17 protein-coding genes and 2 tRNA genes are annotated in these 19368 nt (G+C 47.8%); all 19 read left to right on the top strand.

Annotated features, from left to right (window positions below):
- The first annotated feature begins 85 nt into the window (after nt 1–85).
- The 19 genes from EDC63_RS11470 (at nt 86) to EDC63_RS11380 (ending at nt 18737) form a co-directional block, all read left to right on the top strand.
- Nucleotides 86–1810 (top strand): tetratricopeptide repeat protein, encoded by a 1725-nt coding sequence (locus EDC63_RS11470; RefSeq protein ID WP_124946190.1) that lies wholly within the window; start codon nt 86–88, stop codon nt 1808–1810.
- 23 nt (nt 1811–1833) lie between these two features.
- Nucleotides 1834–2424: a lipoprotein insertase outer membrane protein LolB gene (gene lolB, locus EDC63_RS11465; RefSeq protein ID WP_124946189.1), complete on the top strand. Its 591-nt coding sequence runs from the start codon at nt 1834–1836 to the stop codon at nt 2422–2424.
- A 63-nt stretch (nt 2425–2487) separates the two neighbouring features.
- Nucleotides 2488–3318 carry a 4-(cytidine 5'-diphospho)-2-C-methyl-D-erythritol kinase gene (gene ispE / locus EDC63_RS11460; protein WP_124946188.1) on the top strand — a complete coding sequence of 277 codons (831 nt, stop codon included), beginning with the start codon at nt 2488–2490 and terminating at the stop codon, nt 3316–3318.
- A gap of 6 nt (nt 3319–3324) precedes the next feature.
- Nucleotides 3325–3399 (top strand) — tRNA-Gln (locus tag EDC63_RS11455).
- Between the two features lie 77 nt (nt 3400–3476).
- A complete protein-coding gene (locus EDC63_RS11450) occupies nt 3477–4427 on the top strand; it encodes a ribose-phosphate pyrophosphokinase (protein ID WP_124946187.1) in 951 nt (316 codons plus the stop codon).
- An 86-nt stretch (nt 4428–4513) separates the two neighbouring features.
- Nucleotides 4514–5131: a 50S ribosomal protein L25/general stress protein Ctc gene (locus EDC63_RS11445; RefSeq protein ID WP_124946186.1), complete on the top strand. Its 618-nt coding sequence runs from the start codon at nt 4514–4516 to the stop codon at nt 5129–5131.
- Nucleotides 5132–5229: 98 nt separating this feature from the next.
- Nucleotides 5230–5823 carry an aminoacyl-tRNA hydrolase gene (pth, locus tag EDC63_RS11440; RefSeq protein WP_124946185.1) on the top strand — a complete coding sequence of 198 codons (594 nt, stop codon included), beginning with the start codon at nt 5230–5232 and terminating at the stop codon, nt 5821–5823.
- Nucleotides 5824–5830: 7 nt separating this feature from the next.
- Nucleotides 5831–6550 (top strand): pseudouridine synthase, encoded by a 720-nt coding sequence (locus tag EDC63_RS11435; protein ID WP_124946184.1) that lies wholly within the window; start codon nt 5831–5833, stop codon nt 6548–6550.
- 289 nt (nt 6551–6839) lie between these two features.
- Complete coding sequence (ychF, locus tag EDC63_RS11430; protein ID WP_124946183.1) at nt 6840–7931, top strand: redox-regulated ATPase YchF; 1092 nt, start codon at nt 6840–6842, stop codon at nt 7929–7931.
- Nucleotides 7932–8387: 456 nt separating this feature from the next.
- On the top strand, nt 8388–11633 hold the full coding sequence (locus EDC63_RS11425) for an EAL domain-containing protein (protein WP_132920934.1): 3246 nt from the start codon (nt 8388–8390) through the stop codon (nt 11631–11633).
- A 215-nt stretch (nt 11634–11848) separates the two neighbouring features.
- Nucleotides 11849–11925: transfer RNA gene (locus EDC63_RS11420), tRNA-Met, on the top strand.
- 147 nt (nt 11926–12072) lie between these two features.
- Nucleotides 12073–12378 (top strand): hypothetical protein, encoded by a 306-nt coding sequence (locus EDC63_RS11415; RefSeq protein ID WP_124946181.1) that lies wholly within the window; start codon nt 12073–12075, stop codon nt 12376–12378.
- An 18-nt stretch (nt 12379–12396) separates the two neighbouring features.
- Entirely contained in the window at nt 12397–13737 is a 1341-nt protein-coding gene (gene miaB, locus EDC63_RS11410) for a tRNA (N6-isopentenyl adenosine(37)-C2)-methylthiotransferase MiaB (protein WP_124946180.1), read from the top strand.
- Entirely contained in the window at nt 13734–14678 is a 945-nt protein-coding gene (locus EDC63_RS11405) for a PhoH family protein (RefSeq protein WP_124946179.1), read from the top strand. The genes miaB and EDC63_RS11405 overlap by 4 nt, the downstream gene beginning before the upstream one ends.
- Nucleotides 14641–15129: an rRNA maturation RNase YbeY gene (ybeY, locus tag EDC63_RS11400; RefSeq protein ID WP_370685873.1), complete on the top strand. Its 489-nt coding sequence runs from the start codon at nt 14641–14643 to the stop codon at nt 15127–15129. Before EDC63_RS11405 ends, ybeY begins: the two co-directional genes overlap by 38 nt.
- Before the next feature lie 82 nt (nt 15130–15211).
- Entirely contained in the window at nt 15212–16048 is an 837-nt protein-coding gene (locus EDC63_RS11395) for an HlyC/CorC family transporter (protein ID WP_124946178.1), read from the top strand.
- Nucleotides 16049–16050: 2 nt separating this feature from the next.
- Nucleotides 16051–17580, top strand: a complete 1530-nt coding sequence (lnt, locus tag EDC63_RS11390; protein WP_370685872.1) for an apolipoprotein N-acyltransferase — start codon at nt 16051–16053, stop codon at nt 17578–17580.
- Between the two features lie 18 nt (nt 17581–17598).
- Complete coding sequence (locus tag EDC63_RS11385; RefSeq protein WP_223248258.1) at nt 17599–17877, top strand: GIY-YIG nuclease family protein; 279 nt, start codon at nt 17599–17601, stop codon at nt 17875–17877.
- 62 nt (nt 17878–17939) lie between these two features.
- Nucleotides 17940–18737: a hypothetical protein gene (locus EDC63_RS11380; protein WP_223248257.1), complete on the top strand. Its 798-nt coding sequence runs from the start codon at nt 17940–17942 to the stop codon at nt 18735–18737.
- Nucleotides 18738–19368 lie beyond the last annotated feature (631 nt).

Raw genomic sequence — 19368 nt, 5'->3', positions numbered from 1 at the left:
ATGAAGAACTAACATAAACAAACTTCCTCTAAATGAGCGGGGTATTCCTGTTTTCTTTTCACTACTGAGAAGTGTACTAAATAATATGAATTTAAGATCTCCCTCATTACTTTTCCTTTCGTTAGTCATGTCTGCCTGCGCACAAGTTCCCGCCAAGGCAACTTCTCCGGTTGAGCAGCCGGTAGTTGCTGCGCCGGAAAAAGCGCTTAACTTGCCTAATCAGGAATTGAACACCCAGTTGCTGTACGAATTTTTACTGGCAGAGATGGCTGGTCAGCGCGGGAACCTCAAATTAGCATCCGATGCTTATCTGGACCTGGCGCAAAAGACCAATGACCCTCGTGTGGCCAAGCGGGCTACTGAAGTGGCGCTGTTTTCAAGGCTGCCGCAGCAAGCCTATCAATCGGCAAAAATCTGGATGAAGCTGGAGCCGGATGCTGATCAACCACGCCAGGCAACGGTTGCGCTATTGATCAATGCGGGGCACCTCGAGGAAGCGCGTCCGCTACTTGAACAGCTGATTGCGGGTGAAGAAGGTAACAGGGGCGCTGCATTTTTGCATTTGAATAGCCTGCTTTCTAAACAGGCCAATAAAAAAGCGGTGTTGGAACTAGTGAAGGATTTGGCCAAACCCTACCCTCAGGTTTCAGAAGCACATTACGCGATTGCTCAGGCTGCCTGGGCTGCTGAGCAAATGGATCTGGCGCTGACAGAAAGCAAAGAAGCCGCAAGGCTGCGTCCTGACTGGGAGTTTGCGGTGTTGCTCCAAGGGCAGTTGCTACAGCGCACAGCCCCGCTTGAAGTACCAGAGTTATATCAGACTTTCCTTAAAGCATACCCCAAAGCACGCGAAGTGCGTCTGGCTTACGCCCGGTTTTTGGTGAATGACAAAAAATATGAAGCAGCCCGGGAAGAGTTCCAGAAGCTGTTGAAAGCGTTTCCTGATAATGCCGAGGTTACCTTGGCTGTTGGTTTGCTATCTTTACAGCTGAATGATTTTGATGCTGCGGAAACTTATTTCAAGCAAGTGCTTGATATGGATTATAAAGATGATGATAGCGTCTATTTTTATCTAGGACAGTTGAATGAAGAACGCAACCAGTTAGATGAAGCTATTCAATCTTATGAAAGAGTGGGTAAAAGCGATTATTTTCTTCCCGCGCAAATAAAGATTGCCAGTATTCTGGTTAAGCAAGGCAAGGTGGAACAGGCGCGCAAGCGTTTGCATCAGGTGCCAGTGCAAAATAATCAGCAGCGTGCACAATTAATACAATACGAAGCCCAGATTTTCCGGGATGCCAAAGACTATAAAGGGGCTTTTGATGTATTGAATCATGGACTGGAAAAGCTGCCAAATTATCCGGATTTACTGTATGACCGTGCAATGATTGCCGAAAAACTGAATAAAATGGATGTGCTGGAAAAAGATTTGCGAAAACTGATTCAGCTTAAGCCTGACTACGCTCATGCCTATAACGCATTGGGTTACACGCTGGCTGATCACACTACGCGTCTTGATGAAGCATTGAAACTGATTGAGAAAGCGCTTCAGCTCTCCCCGGACGATCCTTTTATCATGGATAGCCTCGGTTGGGTGCAGCATCGCATGGGCAAAAATGACAAGGCAGCAGAAACGCTCAAGCGTGCTTTCGCCATTCGGCCCGACCCAGAAATTGCGGCGCATCTTGGAGAGGTATTGTGGGCGCAAAACAAGCACGATGAGGCGTTGGTTATCTGGCAAAGTGCCTTAAAAGATGCACCGCAGAATGAAGTGCTAATTGGTGTGTTAAAAAAATACACTGCTCAGTGACGCTTGCTTCAAAACGGAATTTAATGCGCAACTGGATTGTATTTGTTGGAGTATTGCTGGGTGGTTGTGCGACAGTACCTGAAGTGGCGCTGTCGCCCCCGGCCATTCAATCTTCAATTGAAGCCTCCGCCCGCATTAATGCTTTTCAGCTTAATGGCAGGGTAGGGGTGAAATACGATGAGAAGGGGTTTTTTGGGAATGTGCGCTGGCAGCATGATGTGCAAAACGATGAAATTTTGATTTTGTCGCCCCTTGGTCAAGGGGTTGCCCAGATTTCCCAGAACAGTGCCGGTGTCACGTTAATTACCGCTGATCAGCAAACATACCATGCTCAGGATGCGGAAACGCTGACTGAAGAAGTGCTAGGGTGGCGCTTGCCGCTGAAGGGTTTGCGTGACTGGGTGCTCGGACGTAAAGCAGCAGGAGAGGCAACCATCACCCTGGATCAATCAGGCCGTGTGAGTCGTTTGGTTCAGGACGGCTGGCAGATCGATTATCTGAACTATCAGCTATCTGACGGTGCTTTGTTGCCGCAAAAGTTGACGATGCAGCGCGGCAATTTGGAAATGAAACTGATTGTTGATCATTGGGATGCCAATCAATCCGGTTTTTAAAATACAATGCCAATGTTTCCGGCCCAGTCAGATTTGTTTTCTTAAAAAGTTTATTCGTATCTCATGCACTCCTACCCAGCCCCGGCTAAACTGAATTTATTCCTGCACGTAGTCGGTCGGCGTGCCGATGGTTATCACCTTTTGCAAAGCGTCTTTCGTTTTGTTGATTTTGGGGACAGTCTTGAATACGCAATCCGTCATGATGGTGCAGTGTTACGCACCACCGATGTGGCCGGCATTCCTCCAGAACAAGATTTGTGTGTGCGTGCCGCTCGGCTGTTGCAGCAACATACAGGTTGCCAGCTAGGGGTGGATATCACACTGGATAAGCGCCTGCCAATGGGCGGTGGATTGGGCGGTGGCAGTTCAGATGCCGCGACAACCCTGCTGGTGTTAAACAAATTATGGGAACTGGGTTTGAGCCGGGCAGAATTGCAAATGCTGGGATTGCAGCTAGGGGCCGATGTGCCGGTGTTTATTTTTGGCGAAAGTGCATTTGCAGAGGGAGTGGGGGAAAAATTGCAGCCTGTAACACTGCCCCCAGCATGGTATGTCATCCTCGTTCCGCCGGCTCATGTCCCAACGGCTAAAATTTTTGCCAGTGAGGAATTGACAAGGGACACAAATCCGATCAAAATGTCGGACTTTTCTGCAGGGTATAAACATAACGATCTGGAAACAGTCGTATGTAAAATGTATCCTGCGGTAGCAAATCATCTGGCATGGCTAAAGCAGCGCGGCGATGCTAGAATGACAGGCTCTGGAGCTTGCGTGTTTGCCAGTTATGAAACGGAAGAATTAGCTCGCGCAGTACTTGCGGAAAAACCGCAGGAAATGGTTGGGTTTGTTTCATGTGGTCTGGACCGGCATCCTCTTTGGAGTTTTGCTCAATAAGTTTCTTGGGGAGTCGCCAAGTGGTAAGGCACCGGATTTTGATTCCGGCATTCGTAGGTTCGATCCCTACCTCCCCAGCCATACCCATGCAGCTTGGCTGCAATATCAAAGCGTGCGAGTGTGACACGCTTTTTGTTTTTTTATAAAAGGGAACCGGCGTGGCGTACGACAGTATGATGGTCTTTACAGGCAACGCAAACCCCAAGCTTGCCGAAGCCGTAGTACGACATCTCAATATACATTTGGGTCGTGCAACTGTTGGCCGTTTTAGCGACGGCGAAGTGATGGTTGAAATCCTCGAAAACGTTCGTGGTAAAGACGTTTTCGTGTTGCAATCAACTTGCATGCCAACCAATGATACCCTGATGGAAGTCATGGTCATGGTCGATGCCCTGAAACGTGCTTCTGCCGGCCGCATTACAGCCGCGATTCCTTATCTCGGTTATGCACGCCAGGATCGTCGTCCTCGTTCTGCCCGTGTCGGGATCACGGCAAAAGTAGTCGCAAACATGTTGACTACCGCAGGTGTAGATCGCGTACTTACCATGGATTTGCACTCAGACCAGATTCAGGGATTTTTCGACATCCCGGTAGATAATGTCTACGCGTCACCGATTTTGCTGGGCGACGTGTGGAAGCACGATTATAAAAACCTGATTGTGGTTTCGCCAGATGTGGGCGGAGTAGTGCGTGCAAGAGCGTTGGCAAAACGGCTGGAATCTGATCTTGCCATTATCGACAAGCGTCGCCCTAAGCCTAACGTAGCCAAAGTAATGAATATCATTGGTGATGTTCGTGGTCGTACCTGTGTCATTATGGATGATATGGTGGATACGGCGAACACATTGTGCGAAGCCGCTGCAGCATTGAAAGATCATGGTGCTGAACGCGTTATGGCTTATTGCACACATCCGGTTTTGTCAGGCACAGCAGTTGAACGGATTGAAAATTCAGCACTGGATGAACTGGTAGTAACAGACAGTATTCCTTTGCGGGAAGATGCAAGAAATTGCAAACGCATCAGGCAATTGTCCGTAGCAGAATTAATGGCTGAAACGATGCGTCGTATCAGTAATGAGGACTCTGTCAGTTCGTTATTTATAGAATGAGTTTTGCGAAGATGGCCTTTATTGGCCATCTTCGCTTTGTAACAGCATTATCTGGTCGCGGATAATGCTTATTTTGGAGAAGTAAAATGACAATCGAAGTTATCGCAGTTAAGCGTGAACTGCAGGGCAAGGGTGCGAGCCGCCGCCTGCGTAACACAGGCCGGCTTCCCGGTGTGGTTTATGGTGGCGAGACAGATGCTGTTGCTATCGAAATGGATCACAATGCGCTGTTTTATCAGTTGAAAGCAGAAGCTTTTCACGCTTCTATTCTTTCGTTGGTTCTGGATGGAAAAAAAGAGCAAGTATTATTGCGTGATATCCAGATGCATCCTTTCAAACCATTGGTTCTGCATCTGGATTTCCAGCGTGTAGCCAAGGGTCAGAAAATTCACATGAAAGTGCCATTGCATTTTATCAATGACGAAATTGCTCCTGGCGTGAAACTGTCGGGTGGAAAAGTAACCCACATTCTGAATGAACTGGATGTTGTGTGCTTGCCAAAAGATCTGCCAGAGTTTATTGAAGTGGATCTGGCTAATCTTGCTGCTGGCCACTCCATTCACCTGGGTGAGTTTAAATTACCTAAGGGTGTTGAATTGTCAAAAGCTGGTGATACGCAAGCTGTCGTGACTATCCATATCCCACGCGGTGCGCTTGAAACTGAAGGCGAAGCTGAAGCTAAGGAAGAAGAACCAAAGGCCTAAAAAAATTGGCTGTGGTATAAGCCCGTCATCTATGGTTGCATTAGCAGCGTGGATGACGGGTTTTTTTATTTGTGCGGAAGCGTACAGGGTGGAATGCGATGCTTGGAATCCGATTGATCGTCGGTTTAGGTAATCCGGGACGAGATTATGAAGCTACACGGCACAACGCCGGTTTTTGGTGGGTGGATGCTGTTGCGGCAACTAAGTCTGCTAGCTTCAAGGCTGAAAAGAAGTTCCATGGTTTGGCTGCACGTCTCACTATCGGTAGTCATGAAGTGTGGCTGTTGAAACCGGAAACCTTTATGAATCTCAGTGGACGGTCTGTTGGAGCATTAGCTGGTTTTTACAAAATCACCCCGGAAGAAATACTGGTGGTGCATGACGAACTGGATTTGCCGCCGGGCACGGTGCGCCTGAAAAAAGGGGGCGGACACGGTGGCCATAATGGCCTCAAGGACATTATTGCGCAGTTGGGTACACCGGAATTTTGGCGTCTGCGGCTGGGTATCGGTCATCCGGGTGATCGAAGTGCAGTGGTAAATTTTGTGCTCAATGCGCCGCAGCGTGCTGAACAGGCACTGATTGATGATGCTGTCGACGCCAGTCTTGCCGGGTTGCCGCAATTGCTGTCGGGTGATTTTTCTGCCGCGATGCTCAAACTGCACACCAAACCCAAACCGGAAAGTATTTAAGGCTGCCTTGAGTAAACTGTCGCTGGACCTCATTCTTAAATCACAGGGTTTTGGCACCCGAAAGTGGTGTCGTCAACTGATTAGCGAAGGGGATGTGTCCATCGCAGGCGAAACCGTTACAGACCCTCGCGCCGTTTTTGAAACGACTGGCCTGGCGTTCACGCTATTTGATGAATTGTGGGTTTATCGTGAGCATGTCTATATTGCACTGAACAAACCAGCCAATTATGAGTGTTCCAGGAAACCCAGCCACCATCCTGGCGTGTTGAGCCTGCTACCGGAACAATTCACCTGGCGTGATGTACAGCCAGTGGGACGACTTGATCACGATACAACCGGGATGTTGTTAATGTCGGATGACGGCACCTTCATCCACGCACAGTCATCCCCCAAACGGCACGTCCCGAAGATTTATGTGGCGACGACGTTTGATCCGGTGACACCTGAACTGGTCGAGCAGTTGCTGGCAGGAGTGAAATTACATGATGAACCTGCAAAGCTGGCAGCATTGACTTGTCGTAAGTTGGACGAGCATCAGCTGGAAATTTTGCTGGAGCAGGGGAAATATCATCAAGTAAAGCGCATGCTGGCTGCAGCAGGAAATCATTGCACGGCGCTACGTCGTTCGGCAATGGGTAAATTAACGCTGGATGCACTGGGGCTGAAAGAAGGTGAATGGTGTTATCTGGACGAGGCGCAGCGGGCATTGTTGGTGTCAGATATGTGAGGTGAGAGCAGTCGCTGGTTCAGGCGTTACTGAATGTGACTGGATGTACTTTTGTATAAGTCTATTTCAAAAGATAGTTCGATGATTGTAGGTTGCTTTTTGGATAAAGCGAACTGTAAAGGTTACAATGCTCTTTTTTTACACAGAATTTAGTCAAAATTGCTGATTTCCGTATGGAGTTGGCAATGCTGTAACTCTGAGATTATTTCCATTAGCTTCATAAATTAGGCTGGCGAGCGGCTAGATGACTGCTTTGGATCAGTGGTGTATTGATATTTAAAGGAATGTTATGAGTTTGAAATGCGGAATCGTCGGCTTGCCTAATGTAGGTAAGTCTACGTTGTTCAATGCTTTGACCCGTGCGGGTATTGCAGCGGAAAATTATCCCTTTTGCACGATCGAGCCCAATGTGGGTATCGTTGAAGTGCCTGATCCCAGAATGGCTGCGTTGTCTGATATTGTCAAGCCGCAGAAAATCCAGCCTGCAATTGTCGAGTTTGTGGATATTGCAGGAATTGTTGCGGGTGCCTCAAAAGGGGAAGGCCTGGGTAATAAGTTTCTTGCCAACATCCGCGAAACGGATGCAATAGCTCATGTGGTTCGCTGCTTTGTAGACGAAAACGTTGTGCATGTTGCAGGAAAGGTCAATCCGCTTTCTGATATCGAAACCATCAATACCGAACTGGCGCTGGCAGATCTTGAGACGGTGGAAAAGGCAGTACACCGCAGTAGTAAGTTATCGCGCTCCGGTGATAAGGACGCAGCAAAATTAGCAGCGTTACTGGAGCAGGTGCGCAGTCATCTTGATCAGGGAAAGCCTGTACGTAGTCTGGATCTGGATGATGAGCAAAAAGAGCTATTACAGCCTTTGTGTTTACTGACAGCAAAACCGACAATGTACGTCGCTAACGTCGATGAAAAGGGATTTGAAAACAATCCATTGCTGGACAGTGTGCGGGCATTTGCCGATCAGGAAGGTTCCCCTGTTGTGGCAATTTGCGGTGCGCTTGAGGCTGAAATTGTGGATCTGGAAGACGAAGATAAGCAGGCTTTTCTGGCAGATATGGGGTTGGATGAGCCTGGTTTGAACCGGTTGATCCGTGCTGCGTATAGCTTGCTGGGTCTGCAGACTTATTTTACCGCCGGCGTAAAAGAAGTCCGTGCCTGGACAATTCACAAAGGGGATAGCGCACCGCGCGCTGCTGCTGCGATACACACGGATTTTGAGAAGGGCTTTATTCGTGCAGAAGTTATCAGCTATGAGGATTTCGTCGCTTATAAAGGTGAGCAAGGCTCTAAAGAGGCCGGCAAGATGCGCCTTGAGGGCAAGGAATATATCGTGCAGGATGGCGATGTGATGCACTTCCGTTTTAATGTTTAGCCGTGTGTGCTGACGTGTAAATTTCGCCATTAAATACTGAGTGTTAAAGGGCTAATGTATTTGGGTTGCATAACTCAATGAATTAGCCCTTTTTATTTGTGACGCCATGAAAACGCTTTGGTGTCTTCTCCAAAATGTACAGGAAATTGCTATAATTTGCCTGAAAATTGGTTCATGCGTGGCTTGCCTTTCAATATTTTAGACGCCTCATTCTTCATGCCAGTTATGGTTTGATCATATTCAGCATTGCATTATTTCGGTGTGTTGCGTAGTATTCATTTCGGGCGTTTAAGTAATAATAGACTCTTTCTGCTTAGTACAATTGGCAGTGCCCACATGCTTATATAGCGATCTATTTAAATATTCCATTTGGCTTCACGTATTGCAAAAAATGCTGTTTTCCAGTCTTTTGCAACATCTTCGAAAATTATTTAAAACAATAATGTGAACATTTCGATGATTTTACCGCTGCGTATATTCATTCCCTTATTACTCTTCGTCTTTACCGTCGGAGTGGCTCTGTATAGCCTGACCTATGGTAAAAAACTGGAAATCAAGGAAGTAGAAGAGAGCGCACTGATCAGCCTTTCCGATCAAATGTCGAAGCTTCAGGAGCGTTTTGAGTATCTGCTTCTTAATAACGAGCAGGTTCGGGTAGAAGATGTGCTAGCAAATCTGGTGACCGATCCAAACGTTCAATTTGCGGAGTTGACTGATGAGAATGGAATTGTCATTGCTTCAATTCAGCGTGAGTCGATAGGCAAGACACTGGATGCAGTTTTGCCCGCAGTCACCCCTGCACAGGCGGCAATTCGAAATAAAATCATCTCAAATGTGAAAAATTTTCAGAAGCATTATGTGCATTTAACTCTGGATGCAAATTCAGCAGGCGGGTTTTATCCGATCCGGCTCGATGGGGCTCAGGGTAACGCGGCTGCGCGCACAGGTTTGTTGTATATGCGACGTGATCTGGTTGTCCCGAAAATGAAAGCCATTCAGCGTGTGCATGATCAGGTGTTTCAGTTTAGTGCTTTTACTGCCGGTCTTGCTGTGCTCTTGTGGTTACTGCTTCATTATTTTGTAACGCGCCGAGTTGAAAGGGTTGTGACTGTTGCCCAACGTTTTTCTGCCGGTGATGTACATGCAAGAACAGGGTTAAAAGGTGCGGATGAAATTGCTCATTTTGGTCAGGTATTTGATCAAATGGTGGATCGAATTCTGGAAAATAAGTTACGCATAGAACAAAGTGAAAAACGCTTCCGTGCTTTATTTAATAGTGGGCAGGATGGCATTTTTGTCTATCACCTTACACCGGACGGAAAGCCGGGAAATTTTATTGAGGTCAATGAAATCGCTTGTCAGCGCCTGGGCTATTCAAAAGAGGAACTGCTTGAACGTTCAGTTTTGGATATTTTAGTGTCGGAGGATAATGCAAAAATCCCCTGGCTTGGAAAAAATCCGGCGTCTGGAAATAGTTATATGATGGAGACCACTCATGTAACCCGCCTGGGGGAGAAAATACCCATGGAGGTGAATATACATTTCTTTGAGTTTGATGGGCGATTAACCGTGTTATCTATCGCACGAAATATAACGGAACGCAAAAAAGCCGAAGAGAAAATGCGTAAATCGGAGCAGCGATTCAACCGCGCATTCCACTCCAGTCCGGATGCAACGTGTATCAGTCGATTAAACGATGGACGTATTCTGGATATTAACGATAATTTTTTGAAGGAATATGGGTATACGCGTGAAGAAATAATTGGCAAGACAACCATTGAACTGGGTATATGGGATGTGGAAAGTCGCGCTAAAATGTCGCAGGCGTTGATGGCGCAAGGGTTTATTCGTGACCATGAAATTCCAGTGACAAATAAAGAAGGGCAGAAAAAGTGGCTGCTTTTTTCTGCTGAGTTGGGGGAAATTGATGGCGAGCCATGCGTGATTTCTGTGGCTAAGGATATTACAGAGCGTAAACAGATGGAAGCGCAGTTGTTCCAGGCAAAAGAGCGTGCACAAGTCACATTGCATTCGATTGGTGATGCAGTGATTACGACAGATGCAGATGGCAGAGTGGATTATGTGAATCCGGCTGCACAACTGTTAACTGGCTGGGCGCACGAAGAAGCGCAGGGAAAATCCCTTGAACAGGTGTTTCATATAGTCAACGAAGTTAATGGAGAGCCTATTGAAAATCCGGTTCAGCGCTGTATCAACGAAGGGGGGGTGATTGGGATTTCACCGCATACCTTGTTGATCAACCGCCAAGGGAAGGAAATTGCCATTGAGGATACTGCAGCGCCTATCCGCGACAGAGATGGCGGAATAGTGGGAGTAGTTCTGGTCTTTCATGATGTAAGCCACGCGCGCAAGATGGCAAGACAATTATCCTGGCAGGCCAGCCATGACGCGCTAACTGGGCTTTTAAACCGCAGAGAATTTGAAAAGCACCTGTCTCAGGCGTTATTTACAGCAAAAGAAGGGACAGGAAGCCATGTTCTACTGTACCTGGATCTGGACCAATTCAAGATCGTGAATGATACATGCGGTCATGTGGCAGGTGACGAGTTGCTCCGACAGTTAAGTTTGATCATTCATGAAAGAATGCGTGAAAGTGACACCTTGGCCCGCTTGGGAGGCGATGAATTTGGCGTATTGCTGGAATATTGCCCGGTAGAAAAGGCATTGCGCATCGCTGACAGTTTGCGCCAGGTCATTAAAGACTGGCGCTTTGTCTGGGAAGATAAAACCTTTGAAATTGGCGCCAGCATTGGTTTGGTTGTTGTGGACGAGGAAAGCGGAGATCTGGGAAGTATACTCAGTGCGGCAGATATGGCTTGTTATGCTGCAAAAGACAGCGGGCGTAATCGTGTGCATGTTTTTGAGAAGGACGATATCGGATTAGCTCAACGACACGGGGAAATGCAATGGGTATCAAGAATTACCAGTGCTTTTGAGGAAAAACGATTTTGCCTGTACCGGCAGCCCATTGTACCAATTACACCTGAGGGCGGGATCGCTGAGCATTATGAAGTACTTATCCGGATGAAGGATGAGACCGACAATATTGTACTTCCCGGTGCTTTTATGCCCGCTGCAGAAAGATACGGCATCATGCCGAACATCGATCGATGGGTTGTTCGTACATTGTTTGCTTTTCTGGACAGGCATTTTACAGAAAGACGCAAACAGAATGGTCAGCCTCAGACGAAAAAAGTGGATTGCATGTACGCCATTAATCTGTCTGGAGCGACGCTGAACGATGAAACTTTCCTGGATTTTGTTACGGATCAGTTTTACATATCCGGGATACCGCCAGGGGCGGTTTGTTTTGAAATTACAGAAACCGTGGCTATTTCCAATCTGCAACAGGCCAGCCAGTTTATCAAGGAATTGAAGTCTATCGGCTGTCGTTTTTCTCTGGATGATTTCGGGAGTGGCGTTTCTTCATTCTCCTATCTTAAAAATTTGCCGGTGGATTATTTAAAAATTGATGGCGGTTTTGTCAAAGACATGGTGATGGATCCAATAGACATGGCAATGGTAGAAGCTATTAATAAAATTGGGCATGTGATGGGAATTTCCACGATCGCAGAATTTGTGGAAACAGAGGCGATTCTGGAAAAATTGCGGGAGATCGGCGTAGATTACGCGCAAGGGTGGGCTACTGGTATGCCTCATGAAATAGAGACGGAGAAATAACTACCTAAAGCTTGACAATAAAACCATTTATTGGCAATATTCTATCCCCTTGCAGGGTCGGTTTGGTTTGGCGGTCAGGTTGGTTGGTTAATCCTCTCTTCGTTCACCGTATATTAATAGCGTATAGCTGGTTTTAATATGCCCGGTTAAGTTTTTAGCGGTTTTATTTTTATTGGCAAGTAGCCGAAAACAGTAAGACAGTAGTACAGGTTTCTGGTGATATAGCTCAGTTGGTTAGAGCACAGCACTCATAACGCTGGGGTCGGTGGTTCAAGTCCACTTATCACCACCAATACAAGCAGGATCAAAACGGGCTCGCAGTGATGTGGGCCCGTTTTGTTTTTTGCTTCATGAAGGTGAGCGGTGCATTTTATCAGTATTGCTACCTAGTGTTTTCATATCAATTGGTTGCGGCAATGCTCTGTGCTATGATGGCATTATGTTGAAATCTATTTTAATGCTCGTTTTGTTCAGTGTGGCTTTTGCACAAATGGCGGTTGCAGGCAGATTATTGCCGCAAGATGTCAAAACCGGCATGATTCGTGGGGTTGAGTATCCTCAGGTTAACGTGGATGGAACAGTTTATAAACTGTCTCCTGGTTCCCGTGTTTTTGACCAGAGCAATCGATCCATTCTTCCCGGTTCCATTCCTCAATCCGCCCGGATTTTTTATCAGTTAAATCCTCAGGGTGAACTTTCCAAGGTCTGGATCATGACGCCAGATGAAGAAGTGAGCTCGAAATAATCGATCTACCCAATTAGCGTGGTTAAAAAAGTATTTATCAAAACTTTCGGCTGTCAGATGAACGAGTACGACTCGGACAAGATGGCGGATGTGCTGCATGCTTGCGAAGGCATGGAGCGTACCGACGTGCAGGAAGAGGCAGATGTGCTGCTGCTGAATACCTGCTCGGTTCGGGAAAAAGCGCAGGAAAAAGTGTTTCACCAGTTGGGGCGATGGCGCGAGCTTAAAAAAGATAAGCCAGATCTGGTTATTGGCGTAGGCGGTTGTGTGGCTAGCCAGGAAGGGGCCGTTATTATCTCCAGAGCACCTTACGTGGATGTGGTCTTTGGCCCGCAAACTCTGCACCGTCTTCCGCAACTCATGGAGGCACGCCGAAATTCCGGTCGCTCGCAGGTAGATATTTCCTTCCCCGAAATAGAGAAATTTGATCATATTCCCCCCGCACGAGTAGAAGGTTCCACCGCGTTTGTGTCCATTATGGAAGGCTGCAGTAAATACTGCACGTTCTGTGTGGTGCCTTACACGCGGGGTGAAGAGGTTTCCCGGCCTTTTGATGATGTGCTGGCTGAAGTGGCGCAACTGGCCGAGCAAGGTGTCAAAGATGTTACATTGCTGGGGCAGAATGTAAATGCTTACCGTGGCGCGATGCATGATGGCGAAATCGCAGAATTTTCACTGTTGCTGGAATATGTGTCAGAAATTCCGGGTGTTGAACGCATTCGCTTTACCACCTCCCATCCCAAAGAGTTTAATCAGTCTTTGGTTGAAGTCTATGGCAAGCTGCCAAAACTGGTCAGCAATCTGCATCTGCCAGTTCAATGTGGCTCAGACAGAGTGCTGGCAGCCATGAAACGCGGCTACACCGTGCTCGAATTTAAATCCATTGTGCGGCGGTTGCGCCAGCTCAGGCCGGGCATGACCATCTCTTCCGATTTTATTGTGGGTTTCCCTGGTGAATCTGATGAAGATTTTGAAGGCACCATGAAGCTGGTGGAAGACGTGGGGTTTGATAACAGCTTCAGTTTTATATACAGTCCGCGTCCCGGCACGCCAGCGGCAGATTTTGCGGATGAAGTACCTCATGAAGTGAAACAGGCGCGTTTGAAGCGGTTGCAAACGCTGATCGCAGAGCAGACTCAGAATGTGAGCCTGGCGATGGTGGGTAGCGTTCAGCGGGTATTGGTAGAAGGCTTATCCAAGAAAGATGATCAAGAACTGACCGGCCGGACTGAAAATAACCGGGTGGTTAATTTTCCGGGTGATCCGCGCCTGATTGGCGGGTTTGCCGATGTCACCATTACTGGTTCGCTGCACTACACTTTGCGTGGTGAAGTGATTACAGCGCTATCTATATCATGAATATTTCATTTTCACCTGTTGATAATGCGCGTCTTGCCAATCTTTGCGGCGTGCTGGACGAAAATTTGCGACAAATCGAAACGGCTCTGGATATCTCGATCGCCCGTCGTGGTGAGAAGTTTACCTTGAAAGGGAAACACCAGCAGACTGAAATCGCGGCCAAACTATTGCAACGCTTTTATGATCTGGCAGAGAATGAATTGGCTATTGAAGATGTTCAACTGGGTTTGGTAGAGGCGGCCCTTAATCCCGAGGAATCCACCACTGGTGCTATGCCAGTGCTGATGACGCGGCGCACGGATTTACACGGCAGAACACCGCGTCAGACCCAGTATTTGCAGCAAATTCAGGGGCACGATATTACTTTTGGGATTGGGCCTGCCGGCACCGGTAAAACCTATCTGGCAGTGGCCAGCGCAGTGGATGCGCTGGAACGGGATTTGGTAAAACGTATTGTGCTGGTGCGCCCAGCAGTAGAAGCCGGTGAAAAGCTGGGATTTTTACCCGGTGATCTGAGCCAGAAAGTAGACCCTTACCTGCGACCACTCTATGATGCTTTATATGATCTGATGGGATTTGAAAAAGTAGGGAAGTTGTTTGAGCGTTCCGCCATCGAAATTGCACCGTTAGCTTATATGCGTGGCCGTACCTTGAATCACTCGTTTATTATTCTGGACGAAGCGCAAAATACCACCGCCGAGCAGATGAAAATGTTTCTGACGCGTATTGGTTTTGGTACAAAAGCCGTGGTGACGGGCGATGTAACACAAGTTGATCTGGCGCGCGGGCAGAAAAGCGGACTGGTGGATGCGCAGGAAGTACTTGAAAATGTCAGCGGTATCGCCTTTACTTACTTTAAATCTGAAGATGTGGTGCGTCACCCGCTGGTGCAGAAAATTGTGAATGCTTATGAGCGTCGGTCACAAGAAAACGCCAAATAAGCAACTGCATCTGTCCGTGCAATACGCAGTACAACCGGAAGATGCACCTAGCCGCCCACAGATCCGCAAATGGGTTAAGTCTGCATTAAAACGCGATGCAGACATGACAGTGCGGCTAGTGGATGAAGCAGAAGGGCGCGAACTGAACCGGGAATATCGGGGCAAGGATTATGCGACTAACGTGCTGACTTTTGTCTACGATGACCTGGATTTACCAGTTGAAATACCGCTTTCAGGCGATCTGGTGCTGTGCGCGCCGGTAGTGGCCCGAGAAGCAAGTGAACAAGGTATCAGCATAGAAGCTCACTATGCCCATTTGATTGTGCATGGCGTGTTGCATTTGCAAGGTTATGATCATGAAGATGAAGCCGAGGCCGAAGAGATGGAAGCCCTGGAGTCTGAAATTATCGTAAAATTGGGGTATGTTGACCCGTACGGATCAGAAAAGTGATCGGTAATGATTGCTGAGTGAGGCGCATCAGGCGTTATTACTCAGCAATCATTACCTATTACCAAAGAGTTGTTTGAAAACCATGGAAGAACCTGATAAACCGAGTTGGCTAGAGCGTTTAGGCGCATTGCTGATGCGTGAACCAGAAGATCGTGAACAGTTGGTCGAGTTGTTACATTCTGCTTATGAGCGGAATTTGCTGGATGCCGATGCACTCAGTATGATTGAAGGTGTGCTACAAGTTTCAGAAATGCAAGCGCGGGAAATCATGATTCCCCGTTCGCAAATGGATGTGATTGATATCAATGACCCGGTAGAGAAATTTATTCCATTCCTGGTTGAAAAAGCGCATTCCCGCTTCCCGGTGGTGGATGAAAACAAAGATGATGTGATTGGTATCCTGCTGGCAAAAGATATTCTGCGGTATTATGCAGGAGAAGAATTCAATGTGCGGGATATGCTGCGTCCGGCAGTATTTATTCCAGAATCAAAACGGCTGAATGTGCTGCTGAAAGAGTTTCGCAGTAATCGTAATCATATTGCTATCGTGGTAGATGAATATGGTGGTGTAGCGGGTCTGTTGACCATTGAAGATGTGCTGGAACAGATTGTTGGTGAGATCGAAGACGAGTACGATTTTGATGAAGCCGAAGATAATATTATTCTTGATCGCAGCGGCCGTTACCGTGTGAAGGCGCTGACTGAAATCATCGATTTTAACGAGTCCTTTGGCACATCGTTTAGTGATGAAGATTTTGATACCGTGGGTGGGCTGATTATTAATAAATTTGGCCGTTTGCCAAAACGGGGCGAAGAGGTTGTCATTGACAATCTCTCCTTTCAGGTATTGCGAGCAGATAGCCGCAGGCTGCATACACTGCTAGTTGAAAAAATAGCCAGCGTAATTCCCCAGGCTTAGCGTTGACCCCGCATCTCTATCTCTTGTCGAGAAAGCTGCCTTTTGCGCTTCTGCTGGGCGTGCTTGCCGTAGCTGGTTTTGCCCCTTTCTATCTTTTTCCCTTTCCTGTTTTGAGTCTGGCAGGATTGTTCTGGCTATGGAAGCATAGTCCGGGGCGTTTTGCTGCCGTACTGGTTGGTTTTGTATTCGGACTGGGGTTTTTTGGTGCAGGGGTGAGCTGGGTTTATGTCAGCCTGCACGATTACGGCGCCATGCCTGCCCCCCTTGCGGCTACCGCCACCTTTCTTTTTTGCCTGTTTCTGGCGTTGTTCCCTGCCGCAGTGGGTTTCTTGCAATACATGAGCCGGACCAAATGGATCATCAAAGCCACACTGTTGCTCCCGGCATTGTGGGTGGCGATGGAATGGGTACGCGGCTGGATATTTACTGGTTTCCCTTGGCTGGCCGTCGGTTATGCGCAGGCACCTTATAGTCCTCTTGCCGGTTTTGCCCCGGTGCTGGGCATCTATGGTGTCTCGCTATTAACCGCAGTGAGCGCTGGCTTATTATTGTGCGTTCTCACAGGTAAAACATCGGCAGGGCATCGCAGCAGGGCGCTTTGGGCAGTGTTGCTGCTCGCAATATGGGGGTCAGGATTTGCACTGAAGCAAGTTGCCTGGACCCAGCCGGAAGGTGAAGCGGTTAGCGTCAGTCTGCTTCAAGGCAATATCTCCCAGGATTTGAAGTGGCGCGAAGATCGTACAGTCAGCACATTAAACAGCTACCGAAATATGGTGCTCTCCAGTCACAGTCGCCTGATCATTTTACCGGAAACCGCACTACCCTTGTTTTACCACAACGTACCACGCAGCTATCTGGATGAACTGGCCGAGCATGCGAGAGCAAATAAAGGGGATCTGTTAATCGGATTGCCGGAATATGAAGGGGATAAGCGCGAGTCTTACTACAACAGTGTTTTAAGCTTTGGTAGCGCAGCAACCCAAACCTACCGCAAATTTCACCTGGTGCCTTTCGGTGAATATGTGCCGCTTAAATGGTTTTTTGGCTGGATTATTGAGAGCCTGCAGATTCCTCTGACGGATTTTTCACGGGGTGATAAATTCCAGAAACCGATGAATGTGGCCGGGCAACGTGTGGCTGTCAATGTCTGCTATGAGGATGTGTTTGGTGAAGAAATAATCCGCCAGCTTCCGGCCGCCACAATGTTGGTGAATGTCAGCAACGATGCCTGGTTTGGGGATTCTGTTGCGCCTCATCAACATTTGCAAATTTCCCAGATGCGCGCGCTGGAAACCGGGCGCTATATGTTGCGTGCTACCAATACCGGCGTCACGGCTATTGTGAATGAACGGGGCGTGGTAGAGCAGCGATTGCCGGAGTTTGTGGAGGGGATGCTGAATGGGCGTGTGCAGGGGTTTGTGGGTGAAACGCCGTATATTAAATGGGGTAACTGGGCTGTATTGTCGATGATGGCAGTCATGATTATGCTTGCCGTTAGCTTTGGCAGGCAGAAAAAAGTGTCGCAATCATAAACCCGGTTTGGGGCATGCGTGAGTAACTCGTCAATAATGAAAAGTGATTGGTTTTGTTACTTGGTGCAATGCGCTGATGATACGTTTTATACAGGGATTACTAATGATCTGGATAAGCGTATGGCGGCGCATAATAATGGGACGGCTTCTAAATATACACGTTGTCGTTTGCCTGTGCATTTGGTTTATTCTGAACCTCATTGTGATCGCAGTAGCGCAAGTAAACGAGAAGCACAAATCAAAAAATTACCTCGTGCTAAAAAGCTTGTATTGATTGAAACTGTAAACGGCATATAGAACAGTGATTTTTAATCGATGGCGAGGATGAATACGGTGAAATATATTAAAGGGAGCGCTGCATGAATAAAGGGCATTCGCTATTGAAAGCATTTGGCGCAATTAGCTTGCTATTGCTTTTGGTAGTGAGCGAGAGTGCAGACGCAGGATTATTCGGATTTGGCGGGGATAGCTGGAAAGAAGAAGTACTGTTGCATGATGGGCAAAAAATCATCGTGAAGCGGTCGCAAAGTTACGGCGGGCGGCATGAAATCGGACAACCTCCACCCATCAAGGAACACACTATTACCTTCACGCTGCCTGGTTCAAACAAAGCCATAACTTGGACCAGCGAGTATGGTGAAGATCTTGGTCGTACCAACTTTAACTTGCTCGCTGTGCATACGTTAAACGGCACTCCTTATATCGTCGCCGAACCAAACTTATCTTTGTCTTACAACAAATGGGGGCGCCCTAACCCGCCTTATGTATTCTTCAAATACGACGGCAAGGAATGGCATCGCATTCCATTAGAAGAATTTCCCTCCGAATTTAAAACCATTAATGTGGCTCTAACCCTCGGTGGGCGTGATGTGGAGGCAATGGTTAGTCTAGGCGTGGTGTCATCGGAGAATATCAAAGAGCGGAACAGTCACCTCACGCAACCCGAATATAAAACCATCATCCGAACGCCACTTGATGCTTGGAAGTCACGCCCACCGGGCAGCAATTCAGGGAGGATGGTTCGTACAGCAGATGGTTGGATGGGGATGGATTGGTTTGAAGATCAGCCCTCCCTCGAGGCTTGTTTAAAGCTCTGTGAACAGAAAAAAATTAGCTCGCAGAACTGTCCATGCAACTCACTTTTTAATGGGAAATAACCATTACTACGATTAATTCGTGTAAGTCGTGATGTAGAGTGCAATAAGCGAAGTGCATTGCACCGAATTTTGCGAGTCGGCATGCCGGGGTAGCCCGGCGGCTAGTCCCTTTTCTTGCTTCGCCAAGCAAAGTAACCAAAAGAAGGCGACGCCAACTGCGCCGTCCCTTCGGGATTCCTGAGCGTTACCGAATAAATCGGGCGGCAGCGCAAACTCGCACGATCCGCTGCGCGTCCACGTGCTCAGACATGCGCAGCCTTTATCCCGATTTTTCCGGTAACGCTCAGCGGCGCAGAAGGGGGTAAGTCAAAAAATCCACGCGCATAGCGCGTTCTGATGCTGGCTTTGCCAGCCTAAATGCCCTTTGTTGCATCGCTTCGGCTTGGGTTTTGAATCGGGGAAAAGGCAAGTATGTCTGAGCACGTTTACGTGCGAGTTTACGCGGCCGCCCGGTTCAAAAACTAAGTAGAGGGAACCCGCAGGGCGATGCAATAGGGTGCCTTTTTAGCTCCGGCATAACCTAAAGGTTAGCCTGCACTGAAATGGGGTAAGCAGGCATTTCGCCGATAGGCGAAAGCTCGCAAACTTCGTTTTCTTTGGTGCCTTTCTTTTGGGCAAACAAAAGAAAGAT

This window comes from Sulfurirhabdus autotrophica (assembly GCF_004346685.1).
Lineage (GTDB): Bacteria > Pseudomonadota > Gammaproteobacteria > Burkholderiales > SMCO01 > Sulfurirhabdus > Sulfurirhabdus autotrophica.
The sequence above is the reverse complement of the archived record's forward strand: the minus strand, read 5'-3'. Positions and strand labels throughout refer to the sequence as shown.